Raw genomic sequence first — 17616 nt, forward strand, 5'->3', positions numbered from 1 at the left:
CGGCCCCACTTCGTCCCGGGTGCCGTTCGGGCGGCCCAAACAAAAACCCAGTTACAACGGATCCGACCCGGTCGATGCCGCAACGAGCGCCGCCCGGGTTCCAGCGTCGGCGGGGACCAGGATCCGCAGCCGGAGCCACGGGGCGTGGGCGGGGCGGGTCTGGGTGGACAGGAGGGCCAGGGTGCCGAGGGTCGGATGTGGGATCAGCTTGCGAGTGGGCTCCATGACCTGCACGTCGTGCTCGGCCCACCAGCCGCGGAATACGGGGCTGGTCGTGGTGAGCTCCTCGACCAGGGTCACGAAGGCAGGGTCGCCCGGGTGGCGGGCGAACTCGCTGCGGAAGTCCAGCATGTTCGCGCGGGCGTTGCGGTGCCACGCGGGCGGGGCGGTGGGCCAGGTGACCGGGTCGAAGAGCCACAGCAGGAGATTGCGGCGGCTCGAGACCGGGGCGACCAGGCCGGCCAAGATCAGCTCGGCGGCGCGGTTGTGGGCGACCACGTCGAAGCGGGGGTCCAGGACAAAGGCGATGTGCGGCAGCAGGGCGTCGATCAACGCGGTGGTGTCGGCGTCGACCGGGGCGTCGCCGGAGGGTGGTGGGGGCAGGGCGGCGAGGTGGAAGAGGTGGTCGCGCTCCGAGGCAGTGAGGGCGAGGGCGCGGCTGAGGGCGAGGAGCACCTGGCCAGACGGAGTGACGGCGCGGCCCTGTTCCAGCCACGTGTACCAGGACAAACCTACACCAGAGAGTTGGGCGACCTCCTCGCGGCGCAGGCCCGGGGTGCGGCGGCGGCCGGGGCCCGGATCCAGGCCGACGTCGGCTGGGCGCAGCGCGGCGCGGCGTGCGCGCAGGAAGTCGGCGAGGGCCGCACGGCGCGCCTTCGACGTCGGCGAGGAGGGTGTTGGTGTGGGTCCCACGATGAACCATCCTCTCCCGGCAGCGGCCCCGGCGGCGAATCCTGTGGGGGTGACCGACAACAGTTTTCTGCTGCTGCACGGCGGTGCCGGGCCGCACACGATGGTGCCCTTCGGGGAACTACTGCGGACCACGGTTCGCGATGCGCGGGTGATCGTGCCGACGCACCCGGGGTTCGCGGGGACGCCCCCGCAGGCCGCGCTGGACAGCATCGCCGCGCTCGCCCGCCACTACGACGGGCTGCTCGATCAGGAGCACATCCATGACGTAACGGTGATCGGGAACTCGATCGGCGGATGGGCCGCAGCCGAGATGGCGGCGCTGCGTAGCCCGCGGGTCGGCCGGGTGGTGCTGGTCAACGCGGTCGGGCTCGATGTGCCCGAGCAGCCGCTCAGTGACGTGTCGGAGCTGACCCCGGAACAACTTGCCACGCTGTCCTTTCACGACCCGGCCCGATTCCCGCGCGATCCGGATCACCCAGGGCCCGATCTGGTGGCACTGCGGGCGTATACAGGGATGCGGATGAACGATCCGGCCCTACGCGATCGGCTCGCCCGCATCGACGTGCCCACCCACGTGGTCTGGGGCGCGTCCGACGGCATCGCACCGGCCGCCTACGGCCGCGCGTACGCCGATGCCATCCCAGGCGCCCGGTTCACGCTGCTGCCGAACGCCGGTCATCTGCCACAACTGGAGGCCCCGCAACGACTCCTCACCGCCGTACTGGACCGGTAGTCGTACTGCAGGGTCGTAAGCGATGCCCAGTCTCGCGACGGCGACCCGGCGGCGCTCGGCCACCGGCAGCCCATCGGACCCCGCGGACCACCCCGGCATGGTAGGTCGCCCCTGTGCAGGTCAATGGCCAGGCCGGCCCGTCCCCGACCGTCCGTGAGACGGTGGTGAGAAATCTCGGCAGGTGAGGGCGCTGGGCAGCACGGTCCAGCGCCCTCAGGTCAGCAGTCACCGATCGTCCGCAGAATCAGTCCTCCCCGCTCGGTTCCAGGAGGAGCCGAGCCGACGCTGCCCGTCGCTACTGCGGCGGGCGCACGCCGCCGTGCAGCCGCAACCAGCCGCTGCCTACTGTCGGCGGGGTGCCGGGGAAGCGGGCGGCACCGTCGGCCGGGGCGATGTCGAAGGTGGTGACGCCGGTGCCATCCCGTTCGGACCAGGACCAGGTGCCGCCGACCTGCGGAGGCCGGGCGAGCACGCTGGTCCGCCACCAGGGCACCGGGCAACACCTCAACGCCTGGATCGAACGCGCCCGCCACGCCGGCAATCCCGAGTTCCGCGGCTTCGCCGCCGGCCCGGCCAGCGACCATGACGCCGTCGTCGCCGGCCTCACCCAGCCCTGGAGCTCAGGCCCTGTCGAAGGCCAGGTCAACCGCATCAAGACCATCAAGCGACAGATGTACGGCCGGGCGAAGCTCGACCTCCTCCGCAAGCGCGTCCTGACCACCTGGTGAGCCACCAACAAGATCAATCACAGAATGTGTGCCAGAGCCCCGTCTGAGACGGCGTTGACACGGACTGGCCCGCCGGGCCCGGACCCGTACCGCGCAGACCCGCCGGGTCCGGGCCTCTCTCGGGCCCGGACCGGGTCCGGCCCCGAGAGAGGCGACGGTCAACTACGCAGACTCCATCGCTGGTTGGAGCCGCCGTTGCAGGACCACAGGATCAGTTTGGTGCCGTTGGCCGTCCCGGCGCCGTTGGCGTCGAGGCACAGTCCGGACTGCTGTCCGGTGATCGTGCCGTTGGAGTTGACGTTCCACTGCTGGTTCGGCTGGCCGTTGCAGTCCCAGATGATCACCGTCGTGCCGTTGCTCGTACCCGCGCCGTTCGCGTCCAGGCACTTGCTGCCGTACACCTGCAGTTGCCTGCCCGACGTGTAGGTGAAGCGCTGACCCGTGGCGGTGCCGCAGTCCCAGAGCTGCACCTGGGTGCCGTTGTTCTGGGTCGAGTTCGGCACGTCCACGCAGCGGTTGGACTGCGCGCCGACGATCTGCTGCCCGTTTGCCGGCGGCGGCGTCGTGGGTGGCGTAGTGGTCGGTGGGGTGGTGGGTCCGTCGGGGCTCAGTGAGGTGATGAATCTCCACACCTCCGCCTGGGTCCAGGATTTGGCGCCGGGTGCGTAGGGGTCGGCGGAGCCGTCGACGGCGTTGGGGGCGTGTGGTCCGTCGAAGGCGCCCCAGACGACGGGGTAGCCGGTGCGGCAGCCGGTGTACCAGGTGACGATGTGGGTGAGGCTGCCCTGGGGTGGCTCGGGCGGGTTCTGTCGGGTGCAGCCGTTGTTCTGGACGAACCGGTCGCGCATCGACCGTCCGCCGGAGATGGGGAGGGTGCCGTCACGTAGTCCGTGGATGCCGAAGTAGGCGATGGGATCCGTGCCGCCCTGGCATCCGCTGAGGACCCCGCCGGAGTAGACGATGACGCCGCGGAAGGTGGTGGCGCGGGCGCAGGCGATGGCGTAGGTCATGGCACCGCCGTAGCTGAAGCCGGAGGCGAACAGCTGGGTGGTGTCGACGCACAGGCCGCCTTCGATCTGCCTGACCATGTCGTCGACGAAGGTGAGGTCCTGGCCGTTGGAGTTTCCCCAGCCGTTGTTGATGCCCTGGGGGGCGACGAAGATCGTGTTGCCCTTGCCGTACTTGTCGACACGCAGCCCGTAGTAGGACCATTCGATGCCGCTGGTGCTGCCGTTGTCGACCTGTTCGGCGGTGCCACCGACCCAGTGGAAGGAGAAGACCAACCGGTAGGGGTGGTTGCTGTCGTAGTTGTCGGGGATCCGCAGGATGTAGCTGCGGTTCTGTCCGCCGCTGGTGATCGTACGCTTACCGCTGGTCAGGGTGGGCGCCTTGCCGCACCCGGCGGTCGCGGCCAGCACACCAGCACCGGCGGTGGAGGCTGCGGAGGCGAGTCCGCCGCTGATGGTGAGGCCGGCGGCCAGGGTGAGGGCGAGCGCGGCGGCTGCCACGGACGCCAGGGCTGCTCTGTGTTTCACGACCATTCAACTCCTTCTGTCATGAACATCCCGCCCCCGGCTTTCGGCTACCCGTTTGCCGGCTCGCCTGGCTGGTCGGGTTTGGCTGTCCGTCCCACGCCTCGTCGTGGCGGCAGGGCTCCCGGCCCCGCCGGGCCGGGAGGCGTACCTGATCCGCCGGCACCGACCCGGGACGGTACGGCGAGGACCGGCCTCCCGCGGTCGACCCACCGCCGCTACCGGCGCGCCCGACCCGCGTTCACGGACGGCCGCGATCACGCCGAGGACGGGCGAGCCGGACGTGGCGGCAGGGGCGGGCGCCGATGGGCGACAGACCGCGTACGCGGGGGCATACTCAGACAGGTCTCCGCAGACTCGACGAACCGATTCGACACACCGTACGGTCGGCACCACCGGACCGTCAAGCGATGAGCATCAATGCATTGGTCGAGGTGCCGGACCAGTGACGGCGGAACCCAGCACCACCGGTCAGGCGTTTCCCGGAGTACCACGCGTCGATCGTCTCGCCTGCTCGTGCACCCCGCCGGCGTTGAACCACGAGATCCGGGGGTACGGGAACTGCAGGTGCGCGGCCCACAGGTACGCGGCGAGTCAGATCACGGGACAGGTACCGCCACAGGTTCCTCCCGGCCGTCCCAAGTCAGCCCGATATCCGAGAAGTCGTTGTCACCGGCAGTCAGGATCGCCCAGAAGACGATGCCCTTTCCAGGGATAACGACGCCCTCGCCGAGATCGAGTTCCGTGTGTTGGGGCAGGCCGTTCCGGTCGACCTGGACACCGGTTGCCCTCGCATCGCCGATGTTACGGAGCACGTACACGTCGCGACCTTGCCCACGGTCGATCCGCCACGCCACCCGTGGTGGCGGTGGAGCGAGGGCCTGCTCTGCGGCTGCGGCTTGCCGCTCGGCGGCGTCAGCAGAGCGTCGGGATGCCTCGGCGGATTCCGGCAGGCGATCACCGACGCGGGAACGGCGCTCAGCGCCCACTTGATTCGAACCGACGACCCCTTGACCCCCAGGACGCTTCGCCACACGTCCACGCACGCTATCCCCACGATCAGACCGTGTGATCGACGACATGCCGGCCACCACTGCGCTCACCGTGTGGTCCCCTTCTGGTCCCCCGGCGCTAACAACGCTTGACGAACGCAGCACCGGTTCAGGGAGGAGTAAGCAGGTCCGGATCTTGGTCGTCACTCGATGACAACTTCTCACCCTTTTCCGCATCGGCGCTCCGCTGTGCTGCCATGTATTCGGCCAGATGCGGGTCGGCTTGGACTTCGTGGCCGCGCATGTATCGCGCAACGGCCCGCTTCGCCGCCCGGTGCTGAAGGTACTCCTGTGCGTCGACCCTGCCTCCGCCGTACCGCTGCAGAATCGCAATAACTTCTTCCGGCGCGACGGTGAAACTGTCCAAGGCGAGCAGCGAGTAACTCCGCCGTCCGTCTCGCTTGGAAGCCACCCGCCCCCCGAGCTTCACCCCCGGAGCCAGACGAATCTCCATACTTGGAACATCCCACGACTCCCCCACCTTCGTTACGGTCAGCGACTCCACCGATTCCCAAGGCAACCGGGTCGTGATTCCCCGCAGCCGAAGTGTCAGGCCATTCGCATCGACTTTCATTAGAAACGGCCAGAGCAGCATCAGCCACGCGAGAAGGGAAACGGCGACTACAGCAACGCTAACAACTTCGTAGAAGGGTGCCTTGCTGTGATGAAAGTGATCAGGGTTGGCCCCGGCCCACCGTGCTGCCAACCAGACGAGCGCCCCGAACAGCCCCCAAGCGAGGCAAGTCCTGCGCAGTTTCGTAGTGTTCCGATGCAACTGCACAGTCACCTCTCCTGACAGGACGGACGGCCCCACAGACTCGGCAGCTGATCTGGCAGCGTACCGCAGCTCGTCACGTGGCTTCCCGTCGCAGGTCAGATCGTCGAGGGCAGGACCGTGACCGTCCCGCCCAGCCGTCGGGCATGGGCGTGCCGGTCGCAGAGCGACAGTGGCAAGCGGCTAGCGACGCCCAGGCAACGGCGCGTATCAGCCGTTGGAGCTTGACCAACGGTCAAGCAGCGCTAGGCACGCTCCGACTTGACTGATCTTGGTCCCCAGAACGCCGAGAAGGGCCGACCCGATTTCCGGATCAGCCCTCTGACCTGCTGTCGGGACGGCCGGATTCGAACCGACGACCCCTTGACCCCCAGTCAAGTGCGCTACCAAGCTGCGCCACGTCCCGATGCTCCCCGCATGGTTTCCCCTGCGGCAGCCGGTACAGCTTAGCGCAGGATCTTCGCACCGCGCGCACAGCCCCCCGCCGCGCCGGTGCGCACCGTCACCACCCCTAAAGCATCCTCGGAAAAGGGCTGCCGTTCCTCAGCGGGAGGAGCGGCAGCCCTTGTGCGGTGACGGTCAGCCGTGGGCCTTGCCCCGACCGCCGGGGCCGAGCTTCTTGCGGGGGCGTACCGAGATTTCCACCGGGCTGCCCTCGAAGCCGAACTCCTCGCGGAGCTTGCGCTCGACGAAACGCTGGTAGCCGGCGTCCAGGGGGGCGGTGGTGAACAGCACGAACCGCGGCGGGGAGACACCCGCCTGGGTGGCGAAGAGGATCTTCGGGGCCCGGCCGCCGCGCACCGGGTGCGGGGTGGCCTGCACCAGGGCGGTGAGCCACTGGTTGAGTTGCGCGGTGGGCACCCGGGTTTCCCAGCTCTCCAGCGCCTTGCGCAGCGCGGGGGCGAGCTTGTCGACGGCCCGGCCGGTCTGCGCCGACAGGTTGAGCCGGATCGCCCAGGGGATGCGGCGCAGCTCCCGGTCGATCTCCTTGTCCAGGTAGTACCGGCGGTCGGCGTCGACCAGGTCCCACTTGTTGAAGGCGATCACCAGGGCCCGGCCGGCCTCGACGACCATGGTCAGGATCCGCTGGTCCTGCTCGCTGATCGGCTCGCTGGAGTCGAGCAGCACCACCGCCACCTCGGCCGCCTCGATCGCCCCGGCGGTGCGCAGGCTGGCGTAGTACTCGGTGCCGCTGGCCTTGCCGACCCGCTTGCGCAGGCCGGCGGTGTCGACCAGTTGCCAGGTCTCGCCACCGATCTCGACGAGGCTGTCCACCGGGTCGACGGTGGTGCCGGCGACCGAGTCGACGACCGCCCGTTCCTCACCGGAGAACCGGTTGAGCAGGCTGGACTTGCCGACGTTGGGCCGGCCGACCAGCGCCACCCGGCGGGGGCCGCGCGGCCGGTTCTCGACGATCTTCGGAGCCTCGGGCAGGGCGTCGAGGATGGCGTCGAGCAGTTCCCCGGATCCCCGGCCGTGCAGGGCGGAGATCGGGTACGGCTCGCCGAGCCCCAGCGACCACAGCGAGGTGGCCTCCAGCTCGATGGTGCTGTTGTCGGTCTTGTTGGCCACCAGGATCACCGGCTTGGCGCTGCGCCGGAGCATCCGCACCGCAGCCTCGTCCACATCGGTCGAGCCGACCATCGCGTCGACCACGAAGATCACCACGTCGGCGGTGAGCACCGCCGTCTCGGCCTGCGCGGCGATCGCCGCCGCCCGGTCCTTCGCGTCCGGTTCCCAACCGCCGGTGTCCACCACGGTGAACGAGCGGCCGTTCCACTGCGCGTCGTAGGGCACCCGGTCCCGGGTCACCCCGGGGACGTCCTCGACGACCGCCTGCCGGCGGCCGATGATCCGGTTGACCAGCGTCGACTTACCCACGTTGGGGCGGCCCACCACGGCCACCACCGGCTGCGGACCGGTCGGCTCGTCGACCTCGACGTCCGGTTCGCGCAGCTCCACCCATCCGTCGCTCATGCCACTCCCCGCTCGGTGAGCAGCCCACGCAGCCGGTCGACGACCTCGTCGATGCCCAGCTCGGTGGTGTCCAGTTCGACGGCGTCGGCGGACTGCCGCAGCGGGTCGACCGTGCGGGTGGAGTCGAGCCGGTCCCGGCGGGCCAGGTCCGCGGCGGTCGCCGCGACGTCGACGGCGTCCTCGGCGCTGCGCCGCCGGGCCCGGGCGGCCTCGGAAGCGGTCAGGTAGACCTTCAGGTCGGCGTCGGGGGCCACCACGGCACCGATGTCCCGACCCTCGACGACGATCCGACCGGCGTGGGTGATCAGTTCCCGCTGCCGGGCCACGAGCAGCGCCCGCACCGCCGGGACAGCGGCCACCGCGGAAACCGCGCCGGTCACCTCGGGACCCCGGATCTCCCGGTCGACGTTCACCCCGTCGACGGTCACGCCGTACCCCTGGGGGTCGGTGCCGATGCGCAGCTCGACCTCCTCGGCGACCTTGCCCACCGCGGCGGCGTCGGCCAGGTCGACACCGGAACGCAGCACCGCCCAGGTGATCGCCCGGTACATCGCACCGGTGTCCAGGTAGCGGGCACCGAGGCCGGCGGCGAGCCGCCGCGAGACGGTGGACTTACCCGAACCGGACGGCCCGTCCACAGCGACCACGCAGCGCCCGGCCCGTACGTTTTCCTCCACCGTTGTCCTCCTCAGCCCGTATCTCTCGGGTCGCCGGTCGTCCCGACGCCGTCGAGCGGTCGTCCATCGTCATCCATCATCCCGCGCCTCGCGGGTGTCTCCGCGCCGCCGGTGCGGCGCACGCCACCACCGGCCCGCAGGCCGCGTGGAAGCCTACCGGCACACCTACCCGCTCAGACGGGGTCAGTCACCCACGGCCTTGAACAGGGCGGCGACCTCCGCGTTGGTCAGCCGCCGGATCCGCCCGGTGCGCAGGTCACCGAGCTTGATCGGCCCGATCGAGGTACGCACCAGCCGGGACACCGGGTGCCCGACCTCGGCCAGCAGCCGCCGGACGATGTGCTTGCGTCCCTCGTGCAGGCTCAGCTCCACCTGGGCGGTTTTACCCAGGGTGTCCACCACCTTGAACGAGTCGACCTTCACCGGCCCGTCCTCCAGCTCCACACCGGCCAGCAGCCGCTTGCCGAGGTTACGCGGGATCGGCCCGGCCACCTCGGCCAGGTAGGTCTTGAGCACCTGGTACGACGGGTGCATCAGCTTGTGGGTCAGGGTGCCGTCGTTGGTGAGCAGCAGCAGGCCCTCGCTGTCGGCGTCGAGCCGCCCGACGTGGTAGACCCGCTGCTCGACCCGGTTGCCGATGAACTCGGCCAGCTCGTTGCGGCCCTTCTCGTCGGCCATCGTGGTGACCACCCCGCGCGGCTTGTTCATCGCCACGTACACCAGGCGGTTGTCGGCCTGCAGGCGTTCCCCGTCGACGTGGATCACGGCGGTGGTGGGGTCGACCTTGTCCCCGAGCTGGGCGACCCGCCCGTTCACGGTCACCCGACGTCGGAAGATCAGATCCTCGCAGGCACGTCGGGAACCGACGCCGGCGGCGGCGAGCACCTTCTGGAGGCGCTCGGCGCCCTCGTACACGGGAGCGTCGGACTTGGGGGTACGGCTATCGCGTGGCATCGGCAAGCTCTTCTACGTCGTCGGGGAGGAACGGGGCGAGCGGGGGCAGGTCGGCGACCGAGTCCAGGCCCAGCTTCTCCAGGAACATCGTGGTGGTCCGGTAGAGAAACGCCCCACTGTCCGGTTCGGCGCCGCACTCCTCGACCAACCCCCGGGAGACCAGGGTACGGAGCACCCCGTCACAGTTGACACCCCGGATGGCCGACACCCGACCCCGGGTCACCGGCTGCTTGTAGGCGACCACCGCGAGTGTCTCCAGGGCGGCCTGGGTCAACCGGACCGACTGCCCGTCCAACACGAACCGTTCCACGTACGTCGCGTATTCCGGCCGGGTGTAGAGCCGCCAGCCTCCGGCCGCCCGGCGCAGCTCGAACCCGTGCCCGGTGGCGGTGTAGCCGGCCGCGATATCGTCGAGCACCGGCCCGATCCGTTCCGGGGGCTGCTCCAGCACCTGCGCCAGCACCAGCTCGCTGACCGGTTCGTCGACCACCAGCAGGATGGCCTCCAACGCGCCGCGCAGCTCCGCGTCGTCGAGTTCGGGTGCCGGCGGCGGGGCGACCGGCACCCGCCGTCGTCCCGCCGGCTGCCGCTTCGGTACGCCTGCCGCGCCCCGCTCCCCCGCGGCCTCCGGCCCGGCGTCGCCGCCACCCGCCCCACCGGCCGCGGCGGCTGCGGTCATGTCCTCGCCCGGTACGGGATCGGGTGTCCCGTTGGCGGCAGGCCCGCAACCGGCCGTTTCGGCATCGGCTGGTCCGGCGTCGGCCACCGCCAGGTCGGCCACTACCGGGTCAGCCACCGCCAGGTCGGCCACTGGCGGGTCGGCCACTGGTAGGTCGGCTGCCGCCGGGTCGGCCGGTGCCGTCGGCGCGGGCAGCCCGGGAACCGGGTCCGTGCCGGGCACACCGGGAGCGTCCACGCCCTCGGGTTCCGAGGGGGTGTCAGCCGGCTTGCGCGCGGGGGTGGGCCGCTCCCAGGGGGGAATCCAGGCGGCGGCCTGGTCGGCCAGCGAGTCCCGGCGCTCCTCGTCGCTCATCAGTTCTCCTGCATCGATGCGGGCTCGTCCCCCGGCCCGGCGGCAACCGTCCCACCCGGCTTCGACCCGCCACGCCCCGACCCACCGTGCACCGGGTCGGTGGGCTCCGGGTCGGCGGCGGTGCCGGGGTCGGCAGTCACCAGGGCGGGCGTGGCGGTGGTCGGGCTGTCGGTGGCGGGCTCGGCCGGGTCGGGGTCGGCGGGGCTGCCGGCGTACTCGTCGACGTGCAGGTCGGCGCCGCCGTCGGCGGGGCCGGTCCAGCGCACCGTCAACTCCTCCAGGGCCTCCTCCTGGACGAACGCGACCAGCCCCTCCCGGTACAGCTCCAGCAGGGCCAGGAAGCGGGCCACCACCTCCAGGGTGATCTCGCAGTCGGCGCAGAGCAGGGCGAAGGTGGCGACCCCGGCCCGGCGTAGCCGCTCGGCGATGACCGCCGCGTGTTCCCGGACACTGACCCGGACGAGGTGCACGTGCGCGATGGACACCTCGGGCACCGGTTTCGGGGTCATCGCCCGCACGGCGAGCGTGCGCAGCCGTTCCGGGCCGATGCCGAGCACCAGGTCGGGCAGGGCCTCGGCGTACCGGGCTTCCAGGGTGACCGCCCGCGGGTAGCGTCGCCCGCCGACAGCCTCCAGTTCGGCGATGTGCGCCGCCGCCTCCTTGTACGCCTTGTACTGCAACAGCCGGGCGAAGAGCAGGTCCCGCGCCTCCAGCAGGGCGAGGTCCTCCTCGTCCTCCACCTCGGCCGACGGCAGCAGCCGGGCCGCCTTCAGGTCGAGCAGGGTGGCGGCGACGAGCAGGAACTCGCTGGTCTCGTCGAGGTCCCACTCGTCGCCCATGGCGCGCAGGTAGGAGATGAACTCGTCGGTGACGGTGTGCAACGCCACCTCGGTGACGTCCAGCTTGTGTTTGCTGATCAGCTGCAGCAGCAGGTCGAACGGGCCGGTGAAGTTCGCCAGCCGGACGGTGAAGCCGCCGCTCTGCCCGGCCTGCGGCACCCCCGCCGGGTCGGTCGCCACGTCGGCGGCGACCTCGGCGGCCAGCACAGGCGGCTGCTGCGGGGTCGTCGGCGGGTCCAGCGGCGGCGCGGTCACCGGACGACCGTAGTCCACGCCCCGGACGTCGTCGGCGTCCGGGACGCCCCGGCGTGCACCCCGACCTACCGGTCGGCCTGGGCCGCGATCACCTCACGGGCCAACTGCCGGTAGTTGCGGGCCCCCGAGGAAGCCGGGTCGAGGGTGGTGATCGGCGCACCGGCCACCGTGGACTCGGGGAACTTGACCGTCTTGGTGATGACGGTCTGGTAGACCTTGTCGCCGAACGCCTCGACCACCCGTTGCAGCACCTGCCGGCAGTGGGTGGTGCGGCTGTCGTACATGGTGGCGAGGATGCCCTCGAGTTCCAGGTCGAAGTTGAGCCGCTCGCGCACCTTGTCGATGGTGTCCAGCAGCAGCGCCACCCCGCGCAGGCTGAAGAACTCGCACTCCAGGGGGATGAGCACCCCGTGCGCGACGGTCAGCGCGTTGATCGCCAGCAGACCCAGCGAGGGCTGGCAGTCGATCAGGATGTAGTCGTACTCCTTGCGCACGTTGCGCAGCACCCGGGCCAGGGCCATCTCCCGGGCGACCTCGTTGACCAGCTGTATCTCGGCGGCCGACAGGTCGATGTTGGCGGGCAGGATGTGCAGGCCGGCCACGTCCGTCTTGATCAGGACGTCCTCGGCCATGACGTCGTCCTGCATGAGCAGGTTGTAGACCGACAGGTCGAGGTTGTGCGGGTTGACCCCGAGGCCCACCGACAGGGCGCCCTGCGGGTCGAAGTCGACGAGCAGCACCTTGCGGCCGTACTCGGCCAGGGCCGCGCCCAGGTTGATGGTGGTGGTGGTCTTACCCACGCCACCCTTCTGGTTGGCCATCGCGATGATCCGCGCCGGGCCGTGCCGGTCGGTGGGCATCGGCTCGGGGATCGGCTTGCGCATCGTGTAGGCGGCCGGATCGGCCGGGCCCAGGTCGGCGCCGAGCGACGCCTGCTGCTCACGGAGCTCCGACGTCCAGGCGTCGGCACGGTCACCGTTGCCAGCCATGTCCTCGTTGCCCCCTCCCGACGACCACCCGGCGTCGGAGCTGTCCGACGTCCTTCGCGGCGCCGCTGCGCACCCCGGTTGTCGCCCAGGAGGTCCGCGCCGATGCCGACTCTACGCCACCGGCGACCAGCACGTTCGGCACCGGTCCGGCGTGTCGGGCATAGCGGCCGGTCAGCGGGCCGGCGGGGGGTCCGCGTCGCGGGCGCGGGGGTGGCTGGTCGCGTAGACCTCGCGGAGCCGGTCCACGGTGACCAACGTGTACACCTGGGTGGTGGTGACCGAGGCGTGGCCGAGCAACTCCTGCACCACCCGCACGTCCGCGCCGCCGTCGAGCAGGTGGGTGGCGTAGCAGTGGCGCAGGGTGTGCGGGGAGACGGCGTGCGGCCCGTCCACCGGCAGTCCGGCCCGGCGGGCGGCCCGCCGCAGCACCGTCCACGCCCCCTGCCGGGTCAGCGGCCCGCCCCGGGCGTTGACGAACACCGTCGGGGTGCCCCGCCCGGCGGCCACCAGCGCCGGCCGGGCCCGCACCAGGTAGGCGCGCAGCGCGTCGACGGCGTACCCGCCGACCGGCACCAGCCGGGTCCGGCCGCCCTTGCCGCGCAGCAGGGCGGTGCCCTCGTCGACGTCCAGGTCGTCGACGGCGGCACCGACCGCCTCGGAGATCCGCGCGCCGGTGCCGTACAGGAACTCCAGCAGCGCCCGGTCGCGCAGGGCGAGGGCCGCCCCGTCGCCGGTGGCGGTGACCGGGCCGGCGGTCTCCAACAGCCGGACCACGTCGTCGACCGGCAGCGCCCGGGGCAGCCGGCGGGCCGGGGTGGGTGGGCGCACGTCGCGGCTGGGGTCGTCGCCGGTCAGGCCCTCACGCACGGCGAACCGGTGCAGCCCGCGCACGGCGGACGCGGCCCGCGCGGCCGACGTCACCGCCAGCGGCGGATGGTCGTCGTCGCCGGCGCGCAGCCGGGCCAGGTGCGCCTCGACCTGCCGGGCGTCGACGGCGGCCAGGTCGCGCACCCCGGCGGCGGCCAGGGTGTCCAGGTACCGGTCCAGGTCCCGCCGGTACGAGGTGAGGGTGTTCGTCGACAGTCCCCGCTCGACGGTGAGGTGGTCGAGGTAGCCGCGCACGACCCGCCGTAGGGCCGGCGCGGGCTCCCCGCCCGCCCCGACCCCGTCACCTGCCACCCCCGGCACCTCGTCTGCTGCCGCGCGGGGCACGACGTCGGATGCCGGGGCGTGCGTCGTCGGCCCGGTCAGGCCAGCACCTCGTCCAGCGGGAGGGTGGCCATGCCGTGCGCCTCGGCGACCGGGCCGTAGACGACCTGACCGTCGTGGGTGTTCAGGCCCAGCGCCAGGGCCGGGTCGTGGCGCAACGCGTCGCGCCAGCCCTGGTTGGCAAGCTCCAGCGCGTACGGCAGGGTGACGTTGGTCAGCGCGTAGGTGCTGGTGTGCGGCACCGCGCCGGGCATGTTCGCCACGCAGTAGAAGATCGAGTCGTGCACCTGGTAGGTCGGCTCGGCGTGGGTGGTGGGGCGGGAGTCCTCGAAGCAGCCACCCTGGTCGATGGAGATGTCGACCAGCACACTGCCCGGCTTCATCCGGGACACCAACTCGTTGGAGATCAACGTCGGGGCCTTCGCGCCCGGGACGAGGACCGCGCCGATGACCAGGTCGGCGTCGAGCACCGCCCGTTCGATCTCGTACGCGTTGGAGGCGACCGTCTGCAGGTGGCCCCGGTAGATGGCGTCGGCCTGCCGCAGCCGGGCCACGTTCTTGTCCAGCAGCAGCACCTCGGCCTGCAGGCCCAACGCGATCGCGGCGGCGTTCATCCCGGACACGCCCGCGCCGATGACGACGGTCTTCGCCGCGTACACCCCGGACACGCCACCCATCAGGATGCCCCGCCCGCCGCCCTGCCGCTGCAGGTGGTACGCGCCGACCTGCGGGGCGAGCCGGCCGGCCACCTCGGACATCGGGGCGAGCAGCGGCAGCGACCGGTCGGGCAGTTCGACGGTCTCGTAGGCGATGCCGGTGACCCTCCGGTCGACCAGCGCGTCGGTGCACTCCTTGGACGCGGCCAGGTGCAGGTAGGTGAAGAGCACCTGCCCGGCGCGCATCCGGTGGTACTCCTCGGCGATCGGTTCCTTCACCTTCAGCACCAGCTCGGCGGTGTCCCACACCTCGTCGGCGGTGCCGAGGATGGTGGCCCCGGCGGCGGCGAACTCGTCGTCGGTGAGGCTGGACCCGACACCGGCGCCGGCCTCGACGAAGACCTGGTGACCGTGGCGGACGAACTCGTTGACGCCCGCCGGCGTGATCGCCACGCGGTACTCGTGGTTCTTGACCTCGCGGGGGATTCCGACCTTCACGTGAGACACCTTCCTCCGGGGTGCCGCACCCCGGACTGCGCGGTGCCCCGCCGGCTCCGTTGCCGACGCGGTCCACCGTTGCCGCCGGCGGCAGTCTAGGCGTGCCGCCGACCCCCGACGGGCGGCACAGTGACAACCGGTGCCCGATGCGCCTGACGGTGTGTCAGGCATACCGCGCAGGCCAGCCGTTCGGCGTCACACCCATCGTCGCACCGCGCGGCCCCGACCGCCGCACGGGAAACGCTCCCGCAACGACGTCGTGACACAGCGGGCCGGCCGGGGTGGGCGCACGACGCAGGGGCCGCGCGGCGAACCGCGACGGCCCCTGTCGGCGGACGGATTCAGCGGTGCAGCGGGGTGTCGGCGCGGCGCAGCACCGACCAGCCGGCGTCGCGGGCCCGCGCGGCGGCCAGCAGCCCGGCCACGCACGGACCGTTGGTGATCTCCCCGGCCAACGCCATACCGACCGCCTCGTCCAGGTCGATCCGGACGACCTGCAGGTCGGCCTCCTCGTCGTGCCGCTCGTGCCGCTGCCCGACGGGCACCTCGGCCAGCTCGCGGGCGAGGAACACCCGGACCACCTCGTCGGAGAAACCCGGCGAGGTGTGCACGTCGACCAGCAGGTCCCACCGGGCGGCGGTCAGGTCGGCCTCCTCGGCCAACTCCCGGGCGGCGGCCACCGGCAGGTCCTCCCCGGCGACGTCCATCAACCCGGCGGGCAGCTCCCACAGGTGCCGCCCGACCGGCTGCCGGTACTGCCGCACCAGCACCACCTGACCGGCGTCGTCGAGGGCGACCACGGCGACCGCGCCGACGTGCCGGGCGTAGTCGCGGGTGGCGGTGCCCCCACCGGGCATGGTCACCTCGTCGGTGACCACGGTGAAGATCCGCCCGGCGTAGCGCTGCACCCGCGACAGCAGCTCGTAGCGGTGCTCGACGGCGCTCACGACGCGGACGACGCCGTCGCCGGGGCACCGTTGCGGGCCGCGTTCTTCGCCGCCGCCTGCGTCTTCCTCGTCGTCTCGGGCGTCGCCGCCCCGGGGGCCGGGTCGAGGTCCACCGGCAACTGGTCGGCCTGCGAGTACGCCACGGTGGCCTTGACGAACCCGGCGAACAGCGGATGCGGACGGGTCGGGCGGCTCTTCAGCTCCGGGTGTGCCTGGGTGGCCACGAAGAACGGGTGCAGACTGCGGTCCAACTCGACGAACTCGACCAGCCGGCCGTCCGGGGAGGTACCGGAGATGTGCAGGCCCGCCTTGGTGAGCTGGTCCCGGTAGGCGTTGTTCACCTCGTAGCGGTGCCGGTGCCGCTCGCTGATCTCGGTGGCCCCGTACGCCTCCGCCACGATCGACCCCTCGGCCAGCGTCGCCGGGTACGCCCCCAGCCGCATGGTGCCGCCGAGGTCACCCCGGCCGGCGACGATGTCCTCCTGGTCGGCCATGGTGGCGATGACCGGGTGCTTGGCGTCCTCGTCGAACTCCAGGGAGTTCGCCGCGTCGAGGCCGGCCAGGTGCCGGGCCACCTCGATGGTCATGCACTGCAGGCCGAGGCAGAGCCCGAGCAGCGGCACCCCGTTCTCCCGGGCATACCGGGCGGTGCCGATCTTGCCCTCGATACCGCGGACACCGAACCCGCCGGGGATGACGATGCCGTCCACGCCGGACAGCGCCGACGCCGCGCCGGCCGGGGTGACGCAGTCGTCGCTGGGCACCCAGCGCAGCTGCACCCGGGCCCGGTGGCCGAACCCGGCGGCCCGGATCGCCTCACTGACCGACAGGTACGCATCCGGCAGGTCGACGTACTTGCCGACGACCGCCACGGTGACCGTGTGGTGCGGCTGGTGCACCCGCTCCAGCAGGTCGTCCCAGCGGGTCCAGTCGACGTCACGGAAGGACAGGCCGAGCCGGCGCACCACGTACGCGTCGAGCCCCTCGCGGTGCAGCACCTTGGGGATGTCGTAGATGCTCGGCGCGTCCGGGGCGGCGACGACCGCCTCGGCGTCCACGTCGCAGTAGAGCGACAGCTTCTGCTTCAGCTTCTCCGGGATCTCCCGGTCGCAGCGCAGCACGATCGCGTCGGGCTGGATGCCGATGTTGCGCAGCTGCGCCACCGAGTGCTGGGTCGGCTTGGTCTTCAGCTCCCCCGACGGGGCGAGATAGGGCACCAGCGACACGTGCAGGTAGAAACAGTTGTCCCGGCCCAGGTCGTGGCGCACCTGCCGGATCGCCTCCAGGAACGGCAGCGACTCGATGTCACCGACGGTGCCGCCGACCTCGGTGATCACCACGTCGGGGATCTGGCCGTCGGCGTCCGGGTCGGCCATGCCGACGATCCGCGCCTTGATCTCGTTGGTGATGTGCGGGATGACCTGGACGGTGTCGCCCAGGTACTCGCCGCGCCGCTCCTTGGCGATCACGTCGGAGTAGATCTGGCCGGTGGTGACGTTGGCCTTGCCGGAGAGGTCCCGGTCGAGGAACCGCTCGTAGTGCCCGACGTCGAGGTCGGTCTCCGCGCCGTCCTCGGTGATGAACACCTCGCCGTGCTGGAACGGGTTCATCGTCCCGGGGTCGACGTTGAGGTAGGGGTCGAGCTTCTGCATGACCACCCGCAGTCCGCGTGCGGTGAGCAGATTGCCGAGGCTGGAGGCGGTGAGGCCCTTACCGAGCGAGGAGGCGACGCCCCCGGTGACGAAGATGTGCCGGGTCGTGCGTGCTGAAGGGGCCAAGGCCTGCTCCCGTGTCGTCCGTAGCGGTCGTGCGAACCGCCGTGCCGATCAAGTGATCACGCGATCCACGGG

At 71.4% G+C, this 17616-nt stretch carries 15 protein-coding genes, 1 tRNA gene and 1 pseudogene; 2 read left to right on the forward strand and 15 right to left on the reverse strand.

The genetic code is table 11. From position 1 onward, the window contains the following. Nucleotides 1–51: 51 nt before the first annotated feature. Nucleotides 52–912, reverse strand: a complete 861-nt coding sequence (locus tag ACN265_RS19800) for a helix-turn-helix transcriptional regulator (protein ID WP_421408919.1) — start codon at nt 910–912, stop codon at nt 52–54. Nucleotides 913–961: 49 nt separating this feature from the next. Here ACN265_RS19800 and ACN265_RS19805 point away from each other — a divergent pair, with 49 nt between their 5' ends. Together ACN265_RS19805 and ACN265_RS19810 are read left to right on the forward strand one after the other, a co-directional pair. Continuing rightward, complete coding sequence (locus ACN265_RS19805) at nt 962–1645, forward strand: alpha/beta fold hydrolase (protein WP_421408920.1); 684 nt, start codon at nt 962–964, stop codon at nt 1643–1645. A gap of 458 nt (nt 1646–2103) precedes the next feature. Then, a pseudogene (locus ACN265_RS19810) lies at nt 2104–2373 on the forward strand (transposase); the annotation flags it as partial. Between the two features lie 158 nt (nt 2374–2531). On the opposite strand, the gene ACN265_RS19815 reads toward ACN265_RS19810, so the two are convergent. From ACN265_RS19815 to ACN265_RS19880, 14 genes are all read right to left on the reverse strand, one after another. Next, nucleotides 2532–3914: a ricin-type beta-trefoil lectin domain protein gene (locus ACN265_RS19815; RefSeq protein ID WP_421408921.1), complete on the reverse strand. Its 1383-nt coding sequence runs from the start codon at nt 3912–3914 to the stop codon at nt 2532–2534. Between the two features lie 590 nt (nt 3915–4504). Next, on the reverse strand, nt 4505–4726 hold the full coding sequence (locus ACN265_RS19820; RefSeq protein ID WP_421408922.1) for a hypothetical protein: 222 nt from the start codon (nt 4724–4726) through the stop codon (nt 4505–4507). Between the two features lie 340 nt (nt 4727–5066). Continuing rightward, nucleotides 5067–5744, reverse strand: a complete 678-nt coding sequence (locus ACN265_RS19825; RefSeq protein ID WP_421408923.1) for a hypothetical protein — start codon at nt 5742–5744, stop codon at nt 5067–5069. Between the two features lie 320 nt (nt 5745–6064). After that, nucleotides 6065–6138 (reverse strand) — tRNA-Pro (locus ACN265_RS19830). A 173-nt stretch (nt 6139–6311) separates the two neighbouring features. Next, nucleotides 6312–7709: a ribosome biogenesis GTPase Der gene (gene der, locus ACN265_RS19835; RefSeq protein ID WP_204928588.1), complete on the reverse strand. Its 1398-nt coding sequence runs from the start codon at nt 7707–7709 to the stop codon at nt 6312–6314. After that, entirely contained in the window at nt 7706–8386 is a 681-nt protein-coding gene (gene cmk / locus ACN265_RS19840; protein ID WP_204928589.1) for a (d)CMP kinase, read from the reverse strand. The genes der and cmk overlap by 4 nt, the downstream gene beginning before the upstream one ends. Nucleotides 8387–8569: 183 nt before the next feature. After that, on the reverse strand, nt 8570–9340 hold the full coding sequence (locus ACN265_RS19845) for a pseudouridine synthase (protein ID WP_357927168.1): 771 nt from the start codon (nt 9338–9340) through the stop codon (nt 8570–8572). Continuing rightward, nucleotides 9327–10373 carry an SMC-Scp complex subunit ScpB gene (scpB, locus tag ACN265_RS19850; RefSeq protein WP_421408924.1) on the reverse strand — a complete coding sequence of 349 codons (1047 nt, stop codon included), beginning with the start codon at nt 10371–10373 and terminating at the stop codon, nt 9327–9329. Before scpB ends, ACN265_RS19845 begins: the two co-directional genes overlap by 14 nt. Beyond that, nucleotides 10373–11467: a segregation/condensation protein A gene (locus ACN265_RS19855; protein WP_421408925.1), complete on the reverse strand. Its 1095-nt coding sequence runs from the start codon at nt 11465–11467 to the stop codon at nt 10373–10375. The genes scpB and ACN265_RS19855 overlap by 1 nt, the downstream gene beginning before the upstream one ends. A gap of 65 nt (nt 11468–11532) precedes the next feature. Continuing rightward, nucleotides 11533–12456 carry a ParA family protein gene (locus ACN265_RS19860; protein ID WP_067315071.1) on the reverse strand — a complete coding sequence of 308 codons (924 nt, stop codon included), beginning with the start codon at nt 12454–12456 and terminating at the stop codon, nt 11533–11535. 171 nt (nt 12457–12627) lie between these two features. Further along, a complete protein-coding gene (locus ACN265_RS19865) occupies nt 12628–13635 on the reverse strand; it encodes a site-specific tyrosine recombinase XerD (protein ID WP_421408926.1) in 1008 nt (335 codons plus the stop codon). 68 nt (nt 13636–13703) lie between these two features. Beyond that, nucleotides 13704–14819, reverse strand: a complete 1116-nt coding sequence (ald, locus tag ACN265_RS19870; protein ID WP_204928594.1) for an alanine dehydrogenase — start codon at nt 14817–14819, stop codon at nt 13704–13706. 341 nt (nt 14820–15160) lie between these two features. Beyond that, nucleotides 15161–15766, reverse strand: coding sequence for an NUDIX hydrolase (locus ACN265_RS19875; protein ID WP_363655953.1), 606 nt, complete (start codon nt 15764–15766; stop codon nt 15161–15163). Continuing rightward, nucleotides 15763–17544, reverse strand: coding sequence for a CTP synthase (locus ACN265_RS19880; RefSeq protein WP_421408927.1), 1782 nt, complete (start codon nt 17542–17544; stop codon nt 15763–15765). The genes ACN265_RS19875 and ACN265_RS19880 overlap by 4 nt, the downstream gene beginning before the upstream one ends. Between the last annotated feature and the right edge of the window lie 72 nt (nt 17545–17616).

Source organism: Micromonospora sp. WMMD730, assembly GCF_049178955.1.
GTDB lineage: Bacteria > Actinomycetota > Actinomycetes > Mycobacteriales > Micromonosporaceae > Micromonospora > Micromonospora wenchangensis.

Excerpts from the sequence above, each read along its gene's own strand:
- ACN265_RS19860 (WP_067315071.1), bottom strand. The coding sequence starts at position 12,456 with ATGGCTGGCAACGGTGACCGTGCCGACGCCTGGACGTCGGAGCTCCGT.
- der (WP_204928588.1), bottom strand. The coding sequence starts at position 7,709 with ATGAGCGACGGATGGGTGGAGCTGCGCGAACCGGACGTCGAGGTCGAC.
- scpB (WP_421408924.1), bottom strand. The coding sequence starts at position 10,373 with ATGAGCGACGAGGAGCGCCGGGACTCGCTGGCCGACCAGGCCGCCGCC.
- ACN265_RS19845 (WP_357927168.1), bottom strand. The coding sequence starts at position 9,340 with ATGCCACGCGATAGCCGTACCCCCAAGTCCGACGCTCCCGTGTACGAG.
- ACN265_RS19815 (WP_421408921.1), bottom strand. The coding sequence starts at position 3,914 with ATGGTCGTGAAACACAGAGCAGCCCTGGCGTCCGTGGCAGCCGCCGCG.